The organism is Salinibaculum salinum (assembly GCF_037645885.1).
Lineage (GTDB): Archaea > Halobacteriota > Halobacteria > Halobacteriales > Haloarculaceae > Salinibaculum > Salinibaculum salinum.
In genome coordinates, this window is record NZ_JBBENW010000007.1 from 42,857 (window position 1) to 60,380 (window position 17,524).

A 17,524-nucleotide genomic window follows, 5' to 3' on the forward strand; every position below is an offset into this window, starting at 1 on the left:
TTGACCGTTTCGGCTCTGCCCGCAACCGACCGAGTTATGGGCGTCTGTCTCAAGTTGTACGATATGTCGAGTCACGGTGCCCGCTCACACACAGACGGTGGTCTTGGTTGCGTTCCGTCCGTCACGCTGGAGGCGGCCAACGAACTCAGCTGGATGCTTGGCGAGCGAGTGACGACTGACGACCAGTCGACGCTGCTCGGCGAGTGGCAATCCAACGACGCCAGACAGTCAATTAGCATCTTCGAGGCAACCGCCGAGACGGCTATTCTCCGGTACCGGTCTCCGGTCGGTCGCGAGCATTACGTCGGGACGACGCTGTCAGATGCCGAGCGTGTGCGTGCCGACCTCGACGCGGCGGCCACGTGGCACCGCTCCGAGAAGTGAAACCGTTTTGCGCGCTGGCACCCAACGACGGGTGATGACTGACTGGGCTCGCGACCGCGCGCTCGACCGCGTCGAGGAACTCGTCGACACGATCGAATCCGAGACGATGCCGGTCCCGGTTCGCGAGGTGTGGGTGTTCGGCGACGTGGCGCTCGGCCTCGACCCCGTCGACCGTATCGACGTCTACCTCACGAAGGACCTGCTCTTTCACGGCGAGGAAGAGCGCGAAACCGACTTCATCGACTCTCACGGAATCGAGGGCGTTGGCAAGACGGTCCGCGCCGAGTGGGCCGACGAGTATTCCGAGTACCTGCGGGCCAATGCGAACGGTCACGCTGCACCCGAGAAGTGTCTCGCCGCCCATCTCGTCGACGAGGACGAGCCGATTCACCTGGAGGTCTGTAACGCCTCCTTCGAAGACAACGTTACCCAGCGGCTGAAAGGGGCGATGGCACGCGAGAACTACCGCGAGATTCTCGACCCCCGCGGAACCTGTCTCTGGCTAGAGGGACGACGTTCCGAGGAAGCCTTCGAGAAACTCCGCGCCGGCGAGTACGCGTTCCCGCCGCTGGCTGGCGCACTGGAGATGCTCGGCGTCGCGGAAGACGACGCCGAAACGGCCGCGGACGCCGTCAAGCACTTTCGTGAACAGCAAGACGGTGCCTCTGTCCGCGGCGACGTGGTCTGAGTCCCTGTTTTTGCTACTGTCGCCGCCGAATTCCTTACTCGCTGCCGAAAAACTCCACGTGTAACTGCCGACCGGCGTCGGCTTCGACGCCGCCCACAACGTCAGTGCTACCGTCCAGAATCGTCGCCGCGTCGACGGTCTGTTCTCCGCCGGTAATTTCTCTGAGTTCGTCGCCGCTCACGCTGCAGACGACCCGTCCGAACCCGGCCTGGCGCATCCCGCCGGCGCACATCGGACACGGTTCGGTGCTCGTGTACATCACCGTCTCGGCGCGTGCGGCCGGGTTGAGTTCGCGGACGGCGCGGTGGGCCAGGTGTAACTCCGGATGTCGGCGGATGTCGTTTTCCGTGACAACGCGGTTCGAGTCTTCCATGATGATTTCGTCGTCACGGACCAGGACCGAGCCGAAGGGGCGGTCGCCCCGGTCGACGGCTTCCCGTGCGAGTTCGATTGCCCGACTCATGTGTGAGTCGTGGTCGAAACTGTCGAAGGCAGGAGTGGTCATACCTGGAGTGTACACCGCACAGCAGAAAACGGTCCGGTCTCGATACGCTCACCCCCGACTGACTCAGACGCTCCCGACAGTCACGAAAAACGGGACGACTTCGCGCTGGCGGTACGCCGTTTCCTGCATCTGCTCGATGACCGTTCGACCCATGGCGCGCCACTCCTGTCTGAGCGCGTCGAACTCCTCGGCCGTCGTCTCGCCCGACAGCACTGTCTCCCGATCCTCTGTCAACCCCTCGCCGCTGGCTTTGCGCTGGGCCGCACGCAACGCGTACTCGTCGTAGGGCGGTTCGATAGTGCGCTCGTGGTCGTAGCGACGGACCTCGACATCGCTGAGTCCGGCATCGGCAAACACGGTCCGGGCAGCACCGAGGCTCGCGTCCGTTTCCACTCCCTGCAGATAGAGGGCTCGGGCTCGCCGGGCGAGCGGAGCTTCGGCCTCGACCGTCGAGTCGATACGCACGGCGCTGTTGTCAGGTTCGATGGCCGCCACCCGGCCGCGTGAGACGCGGGCGAACTCCCGGACTGTCGCCACTGGGTCCGGGAGATTCACGAGCAGCGCCTGACAGACGACGGCGTCGAAGCTGTCGTCGTCGAACGGCAAGCGGGTCGCGTCACCCTGAACTCGCAACCCGGTAACGGTTGCCAGCAATCTCTGGTCCGCGTCGAGAGCGACCACCTCGCCCGGCGTCTCCTCGCGCAGCACGCGAGTGAGCGCGCCCGTCCCCGCGCCCACGTCGAGGACGCGTGCACAGCTCTCGAGGTCGAGTGGAGAGAGTGCCTCGCGAGACTCCTCCCACATCCCCTCGCGTGTCGTCTGCAGATATTCGGCGCTGAACTCTCGCACGCGAGTCGGTAGTTCGGACGACGACAAAAAGGCTGGTTTCGCTACGCTCGCAGTTCTGCCACGCGCTCGATGTTCCAGGCGAAGCTCTTCCCGTTCTCTGTCGGCGTCTCCAGCACGAGTGGCACGTCTCGAATTGCCTCGTGGTTGACGAACGCTCGCATGCCCGCCTCGCCGATGCGCCCCTCGCCGATGTGGGCGTGTTCGTCCTTGTTGGTGCCACACTCGTGTTTGGAGTCGTTGAGGTGGACGCAAGCGAGATGCTCCAGACCGACCACGTCGTCGAATTCTGTGATGGTCTCCTCGACGCCGGTGGCCGTCGAGAGGTCGTACCCTGCAGCGAAGGCGTGAGCGGTGTCGAGACAGACGTCGAGGTCCTGCTCGCTCCGGTCGAGCACTGCCGCCAGGTGTTCGAAGTCGCCGCCGAGTTTGGTGCCGCTCCCGGCATCCGATTCGACGAGGACCGTCACGCCATCCGGGATGTCGAGTGCATCGAGTGCGCTGGCGGCGTTGTCCAGTCCCTGTTCGACGCCCGCGCCCGTGTGTGCGCCGAGGTGGACGTTGACGTACTCGATATCGAGGAGGTCCGCGGCGTCGACTTCCGTCTGCATCGAGTCGATGGACTTCTCGCGGAGGTCGTCTTTGGGCGTACAGAGGTTGACGAGATACGAGGAGTGGATGACCCACGGATGGATGCCGTTGTCGGTGCTTTTTTCGCGGAACTGTGTTGCGTTCTCGTCGTCGATGTTGGGGTCCTGCCAGACCTGTGGAGAGTGTGAGAAAATCTGACCGCAGTTCCCGCTGTACTCGCGTTGCTCCTCGACAGCGTTGTGAACGCCGCCGGCAATCGAAGTGTGTGCGCCGACTCGGAGTGTCATTGTTCGGTGGTCGGTCCACGCCCGCTTAGAAATGTCGTTGTCAACCGCTCACGCCGTCGGCGGCTCCTCGCGTTCGACGGTCCAGTTGTCGTTCGCGTACTTTGTCTCCGCACGCGTGCCCGCCCGGTCGAGTTCGTCGTCTGAGAAAGTACCTTCGTGGGTATCGAACCACTCTCCGAGGGTCGATTCGAGCGTTTCCACCGCAGCCTTTCGGTTGATCCCCACCTGTTCACGAACCGACGTGACTCGCTCACCGAAGGTATCGACGTCCGGTGGGTCGGTGAACGTGCTGAGGTGTCGTTCCGGCGTCCGCGAGAACGTAATCGAGCCGTGCTGGATGACCGCGTCGCGCTGGCGATACTGAGCGTTCCCGCTAATCTTGCGGCCGTTCCCGGCGAGTACGTCGTGTGCGGGGTGGAGCTTCCGGAGATAGCAGGCGGGTTCGTGGATGGCCGGCCGTTCGGCCTCGGCGAAGTACGCGTCGACGCCCATCCGGTCGAACGCCTCGATGAGCGGCTGACAGAGCAATTCGTAGGAGTCCATCAGATTTCCCGGGAGCTCGTCTGCGGGCGCGACAATGGAGTAGGAGATGTCGCCGACAGCGTCGTGATAGATTGCACCGCCACCGGTCGGGCGACGCGTGACCGTGATGCCTTCCCGCTCGCAGAAGTCCCAGTCGATAGTTTCCGGGTCCTGGTGGTAGCCAAGCGAGAGCGTGCTCGGTTCCCAGCTGTACACGCGTACGGTCCGGACACCGTCTGTGGCTGCCGTTTCGGCAGCGATCTCGTCCAGCGCCATATTGAGTGGGCCAGGCCGAGCCGTCTCACGAATCAGCCGCCACTCCCTGTCTGCCAGGTCTGTCATGTACGCTGGTAGACCCGCCGGTGGGAAAGCGATTGTGCTGGTTCGTTCGGGGGTATTCGATAGACGCAACTGTCTGGCACTCCCCACGCCGGGTATGGCCGAGTTCAACTACGAGACGGAGATAGACGTCCGGTTCAGGGACTGCGATATGATGGGCCACGTCAACAACGCCGTGTACGCCACGTATCTGGAGCAAGCCCGCGTCGAGTACATCGAGGACGTGGTTCAGGAGCCGCTGATGGAGACGGGAGGTGTCGTCGCGAATCTCAATTTGGACTTCAAGCAACCAATCGACTACGGGGACAGCGTGACTGTCGCCGTCCGGGCTGGCGAACTCGGGACCTCTTCGATTCCGCTGGAGTACGAGATTCGCGTCGACGGCGAGGTGGCCGCAACGGGCGAGACGCTGATGGTGACGTTCGATCAGGAAGCAGGGGAACCGACGCCAATGCCGGAGTCGTGGCGCGAGCGAATCGAGGCACACGAGGACCGATAATCCCGTCCAGCCTGGTGGGTTCATACTGGGACGCTCGCCTTTTTTACGCTCGCCTGTCTCTGGGCGCATATGCCCACTGGCGTACTCGTTCCGGAACACCACGACGACGTGACGGCTTTCGCCGAGCGTGCGGAGCGACTCGGCTACGACTCCCTCTGGATGCCCGAACTCTGGGGACGGGATGCCTTCGTCTCGCTCACCCGGGCCGCGTCCGTCACCAGCGACCTGACGCTCGGCACTGCTATCGTCAACGCCTACGGCCGGTCACCGGCCACGCTCGCTCAGGCCGCCGCGACGCTGGCCGACGCCGCAGATGCCCCGGTCCGTCTCGGCATCGGAACGAGCACACAGAAAGTCATCGAGGACCTCCACGGGATGTCCTTCGACAACCCACCGCGCCGACTCCACGAGACGGTCGAACTGACCAAACGGTTCCTTGCTGCCGATGGCAGAGTTTCCTACGAAGGCAGAACATTTGATGTGGCTGATTTCCCGTCACTGGACGCCGACGTGCCGGTCTACGCGGCGGCACTGGGTCCGTCGAATCGGCGCGCGACCGGCCGCACGGCCGACGGGTGGCTCCCACACAACATCCCGTTCGGACGACTCGACGAGGCCTTCGAGACGATCGCCGAGACGGCTCGAGAGGTGGGCCGTGACCCCGACGCTATCGACGTGGCACCGTACGTTCCGGCAGCGGTCAGCGACGACCCCGAGGAAGCGATGCGGGCAGTTCGGGGCCACCTCGCCTACTACGTCGGGAGCGGCGAAGGCTACCGGAAAGCGGTCGCGGGGTCCTTTCCGGATGCTGCCGATGCTGTGGCAGAGGCGTGGCGGGCGGGCGACCGTGAGACGGCCCGTGAGTCTGTCACCGACGGGATGGTCGAACAGCTGGCAGTCGCGGGCGCGCCCGCGGACGCACGCGAACAGTTCGAGCGTGTAGCCGCATACGATATCATCGACCAGCCGCTGCTCGTGATTCCCGACGGGACGCCGGCACCCGTCGTCGACCAGACGGTCGAAGCACTAGCGCCGGCCAAGCGATAACGAGACGGGCAAGCGCACGCCTCAAGTCTCTCCAGCCCTACCCACAGCTAATGAGCGACAGCGGCGCCCCTCTCTCGCCCGACCGACCGGACGTGGACCGCGACTTCCGTGTGGATGCCCCCTTCGAGCCGGCGGGCGACCAGCCCGAGGCCATCGAGAAGCTGGCTGCGGGCTACCAGCAGGGGATGGACAAACAGACGCTGCTCGGCGTCACCGGTTCCGGGAAGACCAACACCGTCTCCTGGGTCGTCGAGGAGATCCAGAAACCGACGCTGGTCATCGCACACAACAAAACACTCGCCGCCCAACTCTACGAAGAGTTTCGCGAACTCTTTCCGGACAATGCCGTCGAGTACTTCGTCTCCTACTACGATTACTATCAGCCCGAAGCCTACGTCGAACAGACCGACACCTACATCGACAAGGACGCCTCTATCAACGACGAAATCGACCGGCTGCGCCACTCCGCGACCCGGTCGCTGCTGACCCGGGACGACGTTATCGTCGTCGCCTCGGTGTCGGCGATTTACGGACTGGGTGACCCGCGCAACTACGTCGACATGTCTCTGCGTATCGAACAGGGCCAAACCATCGACCGGGACGAACTGCTGGGTCGGCTGGTCGACCTCAATTACGAGCGCAACGACGTAGACTTCACACAGGGTACCTTTCGCGTGCGCGGGGACACGGTCGAAATTTACCCGATGTACGGCCGATACGCCCTTCGTGTGGAGTTCTGGGGTGACGAAATCGACCGCATCCGGAAGCTGGACCCGCTGGATGGCGACGTCAAAAGCGAGGAACCCGCGGCGCTCGTCCACCCCGCAGAGCACTACTCGATTCCCGAACAGCGCCTCGAACGAGCGATGGACGAGATTCGTGAGTTGCTCGACGACCGCATCCGCTACTTCGAACGGCAGGGCGATATGGTCGCCGCCCAGCGCATCGAGGAGCGCACGACCTTCGACCTGGAGATGATGGAGGAAACCGGGTACTGTTCGGGCATCGAGAACTACTCGGTCCACCTCTCGGACCGCGAATCCGGCGAGGCTCCATACACGCTACTCGACTACTTTCCCGACGATTTTCTTACTGTGGTCGACGAATCTCACCAGACCATCCCTCAGATTCGCGGGCAGTTCGCCGGCGACAAGAGCAGGAAAGAGAGCCTCGTCGAGAACGGCTTCCGACTGCCGACCGCCTTCGACAACCGACCACTGACCTTCGAGGAGTTCGAGAAGAAAACCGACCAGACGCTGTACGTTTCCGCGACGCCCAGCGACTACGAACGCGAGACGAGCGAGCAGGTCGTCGAACAGATTGTGCGCCCAACCTACCTCGTCGACCCCGCAATCGAAGTCGCTGACGCCGAGAGCCAGGTCGAGAACCTCATCGAACGCCTACAGTCGCTACCCGACGAAGAGCGCGCACTCGTGACGACGCTCACGAAACGGATGGCCGAGGACCTCACCGAGTATCTCGAAGAGGCCGGCCTGGACGTGGCCTACATGCACGACGAGACCGACACCCTCGAACGCCACGAACTCATCCGGTCGCTCCGTCTCGGTGAGATTGATACCCTCGTGGGTATCAACCTGCTCCGGGAGGGGCTGGACATTCCGGAGGTGTCGCTGGTGGCGATTCTCGATGCCGACCAGGAGGGATTCCTACGGTCGGAGACGACGCTCGTCCAGACGATGGGTCGGGCCGCCCGCAACGTCAACGGGACCGTCGTCCTCTACGCCGACGAGCAGAGCTCGGCGATGCAGGCGGCCATCGAGGAGACACAGCGCCGCCGTCGAATCCAGCAGACGTACAACGAGGAACACGGTCACGAACCCACGACAATCGAGAAGGCAGTCGGCGAGACGAATCTGCCGGGGAGCAAGACCGACACCAGCGGTGCGTCGGATTTCGCACCCGACGACGAGGAAGACGCCGCACGCGTCGTCGAGGAACTGGAGACGCGGATGCAGGAGGCCGCGGACAATCTGGAGTTCGAGCTCGCTGCTGATATCCGGGACCGAATCCGAGAGGTTCGCGAGGAGTACGACCTGCAGACGGCTGACGACAACGACGGCGTTCCCGCACCGGGCCCGGACGAGTTCTAAACGAAAAGTAGCGCGAGTTCCCCGCCCCACCGTGGGCGGGGGTGAAGCGCGTCACTCCGGCGCGTGTTCCGTCTCTTACTGGGGGTTCCAGTCCGTGGTCGTCGCAGTCTTCATATCGTACCCTGTGAACTCTTATCGGGCGAGTCCCAGCGACCCAGTATGGGCTCAGGAGCAGACACAGCGGCGATGATCGATGCCGACAGAGACATCTCCGACGAGACGGTGACTGTCGACGGCAACCGAATTCACTACGTGACAGGTGGAACCGGTGGGCCACCGCTTGTCTTGCTTCACGGCGGAATCATCGATGCCGCACACATCTCCTGGGGAGAACTGCTCGGCCCGCTGGCCGAACAGGCGCGCATCTACGCGCTGGACCTGCCGGGCTACGGGACGAGCGAGATGCCCGACGGTCCCCTTTCGATGGAAACACACGTCGACGCAGTCTCGTCGTTCATCGACGAACTCGGTATCGAGGAGCCAGTGGTCGCTGGTACCTCGATGGGCGGCGGAATCGCGATCGGTCTCGCACTCTCTTATCCCGACCGCGTCTCCCAGGTCGTCGCGCTGGAAGCGTTCGCACTCGGCAGTGAACTCCCCAACGGATTGCTGACCTGGCTCCTGGCGAAGATTCAGGTCACGAATTATATCTCGGTCGCGCTGATGCGCCGGAGTCGCGGCTTCGTCGAACGCTCGCTCGACAGTCTCACCGCCGACACCAATACGCTCTCCGAAGCGACGGTCGACCGAGTGGTCGCGGAAGTCAAGCGCCCGGGTGCGGGCGCAGCATTCCGAAAGTTCCGCGCTAGCGAAGTTACCCGGCACGGCTACCGAACCGACTACTCCAGGCAGGTTTCGGAGTTGACTGTTCCTGTTCGATACATTCACGGTACCGAAGACGACCTGTTACCGCCCCGCTGGTCCGAACGAGCGGCCGAACGCACGCCAGAGAGTGATCTCTGTCTGCTGGAAGAGTGTGGACACCTCGCCCCACTCGAACAGACCGGCCGGGTCGCTGACCTCATCTGCGACGTTCTCTGACAGTACTCTCGAAACTGCTCTATTTCCGTTTTGCTCCCGCTGGATTTGATATAGCGGGATATAATATACTCTCGTCAATGGGTCCGTCTCTGCTGGCAGTCTCTCACTGAGAGCCGTGACACGGTGCGTTCCCGGTTGATAGTGCGAAACGTCTCGAGAGATGTTCCGGGGCTCGTAGCGCTGCCAATCGGGCGTTCTCACAGGGAAGCAACGGCTTCAGCGGTGGCAGTTGCATTAGCGAGGCTCGTTCTGTTTGGATGGGCTCCGTCGCGGCGAGACTAGTCATCAGATAGTGGCACTGATTGGGGTACCCGACCGGGACTGTCTATCGGGAGCCGAGACCGGTGGCTGTCAGCCCGCCATTTGTGGCACCTCCGACTGTCGAAACCGATCTATGCTGACAGTCCACAGTTTGCGCTCTCGTAGCGGAAAGTCAATCTCCACTCGATCGAGTACAGTCAATCGGTCGGTGCTAACCCGTTTCAATTTCTCCTGTCGCAGTCAGACACTTTCGTCCACGCGCGACGTTCAGTCAGTGACTCTACGAGAACTGTCGTAGTAGGTGACAGCGGTGCTTCCGAACGTAGTCACTGCTTCCAGTGCTTCCCGTTGCTCGTGGTGTCGTCGACTGCAGTCATTCAGTTTCCGCTAGCGTACGTAATAAACTGTATGCCACTATAGTGAATTCGACAGGTTCGGTAGCTGTCTAGTACTCTTTGATCAGAAGTTCAGAATGTACTACTAACCAATCAGTTGTTTTATCAAGCTATTTTACTAATTTTTGAGTGACAGTGACTGAAGCCTTGTATAAATCAATCGTTGAGGAGAGCAACGATGGTATATTCGTCGCTCAGGGTGGTGACATCATCTATGCCAATGAGAAGCTACAGGAACTAACAGGATATTCGAATACAGAGCTTGTGGGGAGTCCCAAAACGCGAATCGTTGCACCTGCTCACAGTGTACTCGTCAAAAGTCACCATCGGGCGCGGATGGAGGGGGACTCTGTCCCAAATCAGTTCGAAATTGATCTTCAAACCAGCGCTGGAGAACGTGTTCCGGTCGAACTATCGGTCAGCCGAATAACGGACGAGGGAAAACCGGCCTCGGTGTCGTTTTGTCGTGATCTCTCGGAACAAAAAGAGCGAGAGCGGACGCTGGAAGGAATTGTCAGTAAAGCTAACAATATAGTCGAAGCGACATCGAAAGCGGAGATTGGGCAGGTTGCCGTCGATATTGCCCACGACGTGCTCGGCGCCCCACTGGCTGGAATGCACTTGTTGTCCGACGATAGTCAGTGTCTCGAAATGGTCGCGGCCATCGACGAGGTGCGAGAGGAGTTTGGTGTCCCACCGACATATAAGAAGACTACAGAAGATGCGCCGTCAGAGGTCGTTTGGGAGGCGTTTGAGAGCACCGAACCAGTGTACCTCGACGACACGCGAGAGTATGCGACACTGGCAGAGGAAACGCCGGCTAGGTCCGCAATCGTCGAGCCACTCGGCGACCACGGTGTGTTTATTATTTCGGCTACCGAACCCGAAGCCTTTGATCAGACAGATCGAAATCTCGTCGAACTTCTGACGCAGATACTCACAGCCACTCTCGACCGACAGAAACGCGAACGGGAACTCGAACAGAGCAGAAAACGAATACAGGGACTGTTCGATGAATCGCCGGACATGATCAACGTTCACGACTCAAACGGAGTGATTGTCGATTCAAATCCACAACTCAGTGAGAAACTCGGCTACACGACTGACGAACTCGTCGGCAAATACATCTGGGAGATCGACCAACTCGCGGATCCAACCCAGACGAGAGAAGCGCTGGCCGATCTAGAGACTGGAGAGCGCTTCCGAGTCGAAGGCCGGTATCAATGCAAAGACGGCTCAACTATTCCTGTAGAGCTCCAAATCCGGCGTCTTGCGCTCTCTGACGGTGACGAATTTCTGGTTAGCAGCCGTGACATCACCGAACGCAAAGAGCGAGAACAACAGATTCAAACTCTCACAGAGCGCCTCGAACTCGCGGTCGAGGGGGCGAATCTTGGTGTCTGGGACTGGGACATGACTACCGACGAAGTGGAGTTCAACGACCAGTGGGCAAACATGCTTGGCCACTCGTTGGCAGACATCGAGCCACACCTCGATGCGTGGGAGAACCGCGTCCACCCCAGCGACCTCGACGAAGTCGAGGCTGCCCTCGACGCACACATCGAGGGTGAGACTACGTATTATGAGAGTGAACACCGGATGAAGACAGCTGATGGCGACTGGAAGTGGATTCGGGACATCGGCAAGATTGCCGAACGTGACGAGGATGGTGAACCGGTTCGGGCTGTGGGAATCCATCTCGACATTGACGACCGAAAGAGCTACGAGCAGACTCTCAAGGAGGAGCGTGATATGTTCACGCAAGGGCCAGCTGTCGTGTTCAACTGGAGAGATGCCGACGAATGGCCCGTTGAGTACGTCTCCGACAATGTCACCGATGTGTTTGGCTACACGCCGGAGGAACTCGAATCAGGTGAAATCTCTTATATAGACATCATCCACGAAGAGGACCTCGAACGGGTTAGCAAAAAAGTAGCGACCAACAGCGATGAGGGAATCGAGCGGTTTAGTCATGACCCATACCGCATTGTCACTGCCGAGGGGGAGATTCGGTGGGTGCTAGACCATACAAAAAATGTCTGGGACGACGGCGACATCACCCATCGTCTCGGCTATCTTGTCGATATCACCGAACGCAAGGAGCGGGAACAAGAGCTCGAATGGCACGAGAGACTCATCGAAGAATCGATAGATGTCCCGACAGTGATTGATTCTACTGGGACGATAACCTACGTAAGTCCCTCTGTCCGACGAGTTCTGGGATACGAGCCAGACGAACTACTCGGGAAACGCGGGTTCGAATTCCAGCACCCGGACGACCGTGAGGATGTCGCCAATGCGATTGAAAAGCTCCAGTCCAGCCCAGACTCGCCGCAGACTGTCCAAGTGCGGTTTCGACGGGCCGACGGATCATGGCGCTGGATTGAATCACGAATGCAGAACTTTCTCGATCACGAGCGTATCAGTGGAATAATCGTCAATAGTAGAGAAGTTACAGAGCGAAAAGAGTACGAGCAGGAACTGGAGTCCCAGCGTGACAATCTCAAAATCCTCAACCAGGTCGTCCGCCACGATATCCGAAACGATCTTCAGGTCGTATCAGCGTATGCAGAAAAGTGTCAGACGTACGTCGATGAAAGCGGCGAAGAGTACCTCACAAAGGTACTCGAGGCGTCTCGGGACGCCGTCAATATAACGGAGACTGCACGGGATATCACAGAGACGATGCTCCAATCTAGTACTGACCTCGATCTCGTCAACCTTCGATACGTCCTCGACAGAGAAGTTGACGACGTTCGGTCGAACTACGAACAGGGAGTCGTTACGGTCGAGGGATCGATCCCTGATATCAAAGTCCGTGCCGACGACATGCTGGAGTCAGTATTCCGGAATCTGTTGGGTAATGCTATCCAGCACAACGACAAAGAGATTCCGGAGGTGACGGTGTCAGCGACAGTAGAGGACGACATGGTGGTAATAGAAGTCGCTGACAATGGTCCTGGTGTTCCAGACCATCGAAAGGCAAAAATCTTCGAAGAGAACGAACAGGGACTGGACAGCCACGGGACAGGCCTCGGACTGTATCTCGTCGAAACGCTAATCGAGCGATACAGCGGTGATATCCGTGTCGCCGACAACGAACCTGACGGCGCTGTATTTATTACGACGCTGCCGATTGACGAGTGACAATGCTGTCTGTTGTTCTTGCTCTTCCTTGCTGGTCACTACACATCTTGGAATCAATCGGAGCCGACTCTGTCAGCTACACCTCACCTCTTCGAAACTGCATCGGGGAGTTTGAATCTCGTCGCCGGGAGCAGCAGCCTGGAGCTGATATATTTTGACCCCTCTTACTCGAGGACAACCTCGCTCGGATAGTTGATAGACCGCCCCCCGTCGCCTCTACCCGGCAAAGACCGTGTCTTTGCAGGCAGTACCACCTAGAGCCGGTTATCTATCGTCCCAGCAGTCGTCGGCCCGATTCCCTCGATGGCTTCGAGTTCCTCACGAGAGGCGTTGCGGACGCCGTCGACGGAGCCAAACCGGCGGAACAGTCGGCGACGCGTCGCTGGGCCCACACCGTCGATGCCGTCCAGCGGTGTCGACACCTCGTCGCGGACCGTCTCGTGGTACTGGACTGCAAAGCGGTGGGCCTCGTCGCGTACGCGCTGAAGGAGATGCAGGTGGGCGGCGTCGTCGGGCCAGTTGAATTGGCCCTCGGTGGTGACGACCCGCTCTTCTGCCTTGGCCAGCGCAATCGCTGGCACGTCCCACCCTTCCGTGTCGAGTGCGTCCTGTGCCGCCTGTCGCTGGCCCTCGCCGCCGTCTATCAACAACAAGTCGGGGTCCGGCCGGTCGTCTTCACCGTCGAGTGCACGGCGTGCCCGCCAGCCCACGAGCGCGTGCATGCTCGCGTAATCGTCGTTCTGGTCGTCGAGTTTTTTCCGGCGGTAGTCGGCCTTCTCCGGGTCGCCGTCGACGAACGTGACGTTGCTGCCGACGACGGCCTTGCCCTGGGCGTGGCTCACGTCGAACCCCTCGATGCGGCGGGCGCTGTCGATGCCGAGTGCGTCGGCCAGCGCTCGCGTGCCGTCGGGCTGTCGCTCGTCGCGGCGGGCGTTTTTCATCGCCAGATCGACCAGTGTCGCTTCGCGGCCCGCACCCGGTACCCGAAGGTCGACGCCAGCACTCGCTAGCCAGTCGTCGACGCCCTCGCCGGCGGGCCGTTCGGGGCACAGCACCGCGTCTGGCAACTCGCGTTCGGCGTAGTACTGCGTGATGAAGGCACCGAGTACCGTTGCCGGGTCGTCGGTGCCATCTGGTGCGTCGAGTTCGTGGCGCTCGCGCTCGACGAGTTTCCCGCTGTCGGCGTGGAGTCGCGCGACTGTCGCAGCCTTCCCCTCGAGGGAAACACCGAGTACGTCGACCGCGTGTCCGCTGCTGTCGTGGTCTGTGACTGCCTCGTCGCCGCTGCCGTGGAACGATTCGACGGCGTCGAGACGGTCGCGGAGATTCGCCGCCCGCTCGAAGTTCTGTGTCTGGGCAGCGTCTTCCATCTCCCGCCGAAGCGGGTCTGCCAGAATGCCAGTCTCGCCGCCGAAAAACCGCTCGACAGCAGTTACGTCCTCGTCGTAGGATTCCTGGTCGATTTCGTTCGTACAGGGTGCCGTACAGAGGCCGATGTCGTAGTCGATGCAGGGCCGGTCACGGTTGGCGTACTTGTGGTCCGAGCACCCCCGCAGCCCGTAGGTTTCCCGGAGTGCTTTTACGACCGTCTCGACGACTCCTTTGTCGGTGAAGGGGCCGAAGACCGTCGCTCCCTCCCCGGGGTCTCTGGTAATCTCGATACGCGGGAACGGGTGTGCGGTGAGCTGGACGAGCGGGTAGGACTTGTCGTCTTTCAGACGAACGTTGTATCGGGGACGGTGGCGCTTGATGAGGTTCGCTTCCAGTAAGAGTGCCTGCGTCTCGGTGTCAGTGACCGCAACGTCGATGTCGTCGGCACGGGCGACCATCTGTCGGATGCGCTCGCTCCGTGGATCGCTGTACGAGCGCACGCGGTCGCGCAGGTCGACCGCCTTTCCGACGTAGAGGACGCGCTCGTCGTTGCCTTCGCGGGAGAGAAACTGGTAGACGCCCGGCTCGCGGGGGAGGTCATTGACAGTCTCACGGAGGACAGCGGCGTCCATCGGCGTCGCCTCGGGGCTCTGTGCGTATGAGATTCACGACTCGCCGAGTGGGTTCTGTGCCGTTTCAGTGCCTGATTTTTCGACGGGACTTCCGGGTGCGACGAGTTGTTCCAGTCGCTCGGCGTAGTCACCCGCGTTCTCGCTCGGTCGCGGGACGTGAATGTTGTCGCCGCCGGCGACTTCGACGACGAGCGTTCGGTCGCGGGTAAACCAGTAGACTCCGAGGAAGACGACTCCGAGAAAGAGCGCGAGTGCGCCGAAGACACGCATCAGGTAGTCGAGTTGCGAAATGAGGCCCAGGAGTCGCTGGAGCGTGCCCATGATACCGCCCATCCCGAGTTCCTGCGTGGACTGCCCCCCCAGGTCGACACCACCGACGAGACTCCCGAAATCGACGACCAGTCCGGCACCGACGAGGACGACGCCGACGAGGAGCGTTCTCACTCCTCGTTCGAGCAGGCCACTGTCAGACTGGGCCCCCATCGAGACGCCTTCGACGTTCGGCCGGTCGACCTGCTGGAAGGTTGCGCCGTCGCTCTCCGGGTCGAACGTGAGCACGCGGTGGCTGGTGATGACGATGCCGACCGAGTCGAAGTCGACCGATTCGACGACCGACTCGCCGCTGTACAGCAGGTCGTCGACCCGGTTACGCCACCCCGACATACTCGCTGGTATGCCGTCATCCTATTTCAAATCCCGGTGTGTGGCGGACTCTCGCCATGGTCCGTACTCGGTGGATACAACACACCTGCCGGTGAAGTGAGGGTATGACCGAGGAACGCGTCTGGCTGGTCGACCGCACGTACAACGACAAAGGAATGATCGAGCTGGTGTACGCGACGCCCGACGGCGAGCGATACTTGCACAAGCAACTCTCCGAGCAGATGCTGATGACCAAAACCGTTACTGCGGGACTGGACGCCGACGAGGACCGCCTGGAACCGACTGACGATGAAAACGTCGAGCGGTACGGAGCCGAAGCGACCCGGATGTCCGAAGACCACGCGCTCGAAGACGAAGTATAGTACATAACTCTTTCTCAGAGTTACAGGTGCGGTAAGTGGGCTGTTACTTATTAGCGTCGTGCAGTCGATTGAATCGGTATGACAGCGATTGAACTCCGCGGGCTGACCAAACACTACGGTGACGTGACGGCCCTGGAGGAGGTCGACCTCAGCGTCGAGGAGGGAGAGATATTTGGCTTTCTCGGTCCAAACGGGGCCGGAAAGTCGACGACGATAGACATCTTGCTGGATTTCGTTCGACCGACGAGTGGCGAGGCGTCGGTTCTCGGGATGGACGCACAGGAGGAGACACTGGGCGTGCGTCGCCGAACCGGCGTGTTACCCGACGGCTTTCACATCTACGACCGGCTGACCGGCCGCCAGCATATCGACTTCGTCGTCGAGTCCAAGGGCGCTGACGACGACCCGGTGTCGGTGCTCGAACGGGTCGGCATTGCGGACGCCGCCGACCGCTCGGCAGGCGGATACTCGAAGGGGATGACCCAGCGTCTCGCGCTCGGAATGGCACTGGTCGGTGACCCCGACTTGCTCATTCTAGACGAACCGTCGACCGGGCTGGACCCCGCCGGTGCGCGGGAAATCCGCGATATCGTCCGCGAGGAGAGCAGTCGAGGAACGACGATATTCTTCTCCTCGCACGTTCTCAGCCAGGTCGAGGCCGTCTGTGACCGCGTCGGTATCCTCCGGGCTGGCGAACTCATCGCCGTCGACACCGTCGAGGGACTCCGCGACGCCGCCGGGACCGAAGCCCGACTCCGAATTACCGCCGACGGTATCGACGACGACGCGCTCGACGCGGTCCGGGGTCTCGATGGCGTTTCGACTGTCTCACTGGACGGCGAGACGTTGACCGTCGGTGTTGGCGACGGTTCGAAGACGGCTGTCCTGAACGCACTCGAAGCGACGGGTGTGACGGTCCGAGACTTCGAGACGGTAGAGTCCTCGCTGGAAGAGCTCTTCATCTCCTACACGGAGGGTGAGCGATGAGCTGGGCTGTCGTCGCGAAGAAGGACTTTCAGGACGCCATCCGCTCGCGTGCGCTGTGGGGACTCTCCGCGCTGTTCCTGGTACTGGTTGGACTCTTTGCGGTGGTGTACGCCACCGTCGACGAGGTGTCGGGCGGTGACCCCTCGGCGCTCGGGCTCATCTTCTTCGTGGCCGGCGCTATCGGGACGTTCGTTTCGGTGGCCGCTATCGTCACCTGCTACAAATCGCTCGCCGGCGAGCGCGAGTCCGGGAGTATGAAACTCATGCTCTCGCTTCCACACACCCGGCGGGACGTGGTCCTCGGGAAACTCGTCGGTCGGACGACTGTCCTCGCGGTACCGATCGTCATCGCACTTGTTGTCGGTATCGTCCTCGGGATGGGATTGTTAGGCGATATTGCTCCAGTTGCCACCGTCCTGCTCGGAATCGTCGGCATCTTCTTTGCGCTGACCTACGCGGGTATCATGGTCGGTCTCTCCGCGACCACCGGGTCGACCTCGCGGGCGGCGGCACTGGCCATCGGCTTCCTGCTGGTCTTCGAGTTCCTCTGGGACGTGGTCGTGCTGGGGCTCGTCTTTGTCACGAACGGTTTCGCACTCCCGACCGGGGGCTTCCCCGAGTGGGTCTTCCCCGTCAGTCAGGTCGCGCCGTCGAACGCGTTCGTCACAACTCTCTCGGCGGTCATCCCCGACTCACCGGCCGCCGCCGCCGGGCAAGGACCCAGTGCCACACAGATCGACGCGTTCTTCGGGACGCCGTGGGTGGGGGTCGTTATGCTCGCACTCTGGACCGTCGTTCCCATCGTACTGGGGTACTGGCAATTTCAGTCGGCGGACCTCTGAGCTG

15 protein-coding genes and 1 pseudogene are annotated in these 17,524 nt (G+C 61.2%); 10 read left to right on the forward strand and 6 right to left on the reverse strand.

Annotated elements, in window-relative coordinates; genetic code table 11:
- The first annotated feature begins 63 nt into the window (after window positions 1-63).
- Both WDJ60_RS08710 and WDJ60_RS08715 read left to right on the forward strand, forming a co-directional pair.
- Window positions 64-384 (forward strand): hypothetical protein, encoded by a 321-nt coding sequence (locus WDJ60_RS08710; protein WP_340099980.1) that lies wholly within the window; start codon window positions 64-66, stop codon window positions 382-384.
- Window positions 385-418: 34 nt separating this feature from the next.
- Window positions 419-1,072 carry a DUF7095 family protein gene (locus tag WDJ60_RS08715; RefSeq protein ID WP_340099981.1) on the forward strand — a complete coding sequence of 218 codons (654 nt, stop codon included), beginning with the start codon at window positions 419-421 and terminating at the stop codon, window positions 1,070-1,072.
- A gap of 34 nt (window positions 1,073-1,106) precedes the next feature.
- Here the strand turns inward: WDJ60_RS08715 and WDJ60_RS08720 are convergent, their stop codons facing one another.
- From WDJ60_RS08720 to WDJ60_RS08735, 4 genes are all read right to left on the reverse strand, one after another.
- Entirely contained in the window at window positions 1,107-1,577 is a 471-nt protein-coding gene (locus WDJ60_RS08720; RefSeq protein WP_340099982.1) for a nucleoside deaminase, read from the reverse strand.
- A 63-nt stretch (window positions 1,578-1,640) separates the two neighbouring features.
- Window positions 1,641-2,426, reverse strand: coding sequence for a class I SAM-dependent methyltransferase (locus tag WDJ60_RS08725; RefSeq protein ID WP_417750448.1), 786 nt, complete (start codon window positions 2,424-2,426; stop codon window positions 1,641-1,643).
- Between the two features lie 41 nt (window positions 2,427-2,467).
- Complete coding sequence (locus WDJ60_RS08730) at window positions 2,468-3,301, reverse strand: deoxyribonuclease IV (RefSeq protein WP_340099983.1); 834 nt, start codon at window positions 3,299-3,301, stop codon at window positions 2,468-2,470.
- 48 nt (window positions 3,302-3,349) lie between these two features.
- On the reverse strand, window positions 3,350-4,165 hold the full coding sequence (locus WDJ60_RS08735) for a lipoate--protein ligase family protein (protein WP_340099984.1): 816 nt from the start codon (window positions 4,163-4,165) through the stop codon (window positions 3,350-3,352).
- Between the two features lie 94 nt (window positions 4,166-4,259).
- Here WDJ60_RS08735 and WDJ60_RS08740 point away from each other — a divergent pair, with 94 nt between their 5' ends.
- The 5 genes and pseudogenes from WDJ60_RS08740 (at window position 4,260) to WDJ60_RS08760 (ending at window position 12,663) form a co-directional block, all read left to right on the forward strand.
- On the forward strand, window positions 4,260-4,661 hold the full coding sequence (locus WDJ60_RS08740) for an acyl-CoA thioesterase (RefSeq protein ID WP_340099985.1): 402 nt from the start codon (window positions 4,260-4,262) through the stop codon (window positions 4,659-4,661).
- Window positions 4,662-4,712: 51 nt separating this feature from the next.
- Window positions 4,713-5,708, forward strand: a pseudogene (locus WDJ60_RS08745) (LLM class flavin-dependent oxidoreductase); the annotation flags it as partial.
- A 50-nt stretch (window positions 5,709-5,758) separates the two neighbouring features.
- Window positions 5,759-7,819 carry an excinuclease ABC subunit UvrB gene (gene uvrB / locus WDJ60_RS08750; protein WP_340099986.1) on the forward strand — a complete coding sequence of 687 codons (2,061 nt, stop codon included), beginning with the start codon at window positions 5,759-5,761 and terminating at the stop codon, window positions 7,817-7,819.
- 159 nt (window positions 7,820-7,978) lie between these two features.
- Window positions 7,979-8,860 carry an alpha/beta fold hydrolase gene (locus tag WDJ60_RS08755; RefSeq protein WP_340099987.1) on the forward strand — a complete coding sequence of 294 codons (882 nt, stop codon included), beginning with the start codon at window positions 7,979-7,981 and terminating at the stop codon, window positions 8,858-8,860.
- A gap of 791 nt (window positions 8,861-9,651) precedes the next feature.
- Window positions 9,652-12,663, forward strand: a complete 3,012-nt coding sequence (locus tag WDJ60_RS08760; protein WP_340099988.1) for a PAS domain S-box protein — start codon at window positions 9,652-9,654, stop codon at window positions 12,661-12,663.
- Between the two features lie 254 nt (window positions 12,664-12,917).
- Here WDJ60_RS08760 and WDJ60_RS08765 read toward each other — a convergent pair whose 3' ends face one another.
- Together WDJ60_RS08765 and WDJ60_RS08770 are read right to left on the reverse strand one after the other, a co-directional pair.
- Window positions 12,918-14,666 carry an excinuclease ABC subunit C gene (locus tag WDJ60_RS08765; RefSeq protein WP_340099989.1) on the reverse strand — a complete coding sequence of 583 codons (1,749 nt, stop codon included), beginning with the start codon at window positions 14,664-14,666 and terminating at the stop codon, window positions 12,918-12,920.
- A 33-nt stretch (window positions 14,667-14,699) separates the two neighbouring features.
- Complete coding sequence (locus WDJ60_RS08770; protein WP_340099990.1) at window positions 14,700-15,329, reverse strand: hypothetical protein; 630 nt, start codon at window positions 15,327-15,329, stop codon at window positions 14,700-14,702.
- Window positions 15,330-15,433: 104 nt separating this feature from the next.
- On the opposite strand from WDJ60_RS08770, the gene WDJ60_RS08775 reads away from it, so the two are divergent.
- From WDJ60_RS08775 to WDJ60_RS08785, 3 genes are all read left to right on the forward strand, one after another.
- Entirely contained in the window at window positions 15,434-15,691 is a 258-nt protein-coding gene (locus WDJ60_RS08775) for a DUF7967 family protein (protein WP_340099991.1), read from the forward strand.
- Between the two features lie 78 nt (window positions 15,692-15,769).
- The gene (locus WDJ60_RS08780) at window positions 15,770-16,678 is read left to right on the forward strand and encodes an ABC transporter ATP-binding protein (protein WP_340099992.1); all 909 of its coding nucleotides are present in this window, start codon (window positions 15,770-15,772) and stop codon (window positions 16,676-16,678) included.
- Window positions 16,675-17,520: an ABC transporter permease gene (locus tag WDJ60_RS08785; protein ID WP_340099993.1), complete on the forward strand. Its 846-nt coding sequence runs from the start codon at window positions 16,675-16,677 to the stop codon at window positions 17,518-17,520. Before WDJ60_RS08780 ends, WDJ60_RS08785 begins: the two co-directional genes overlap by 4 nt.
- The last annotated feature ends 4 nt before the right edge of the window (window positions 17,521-17,524 follow it).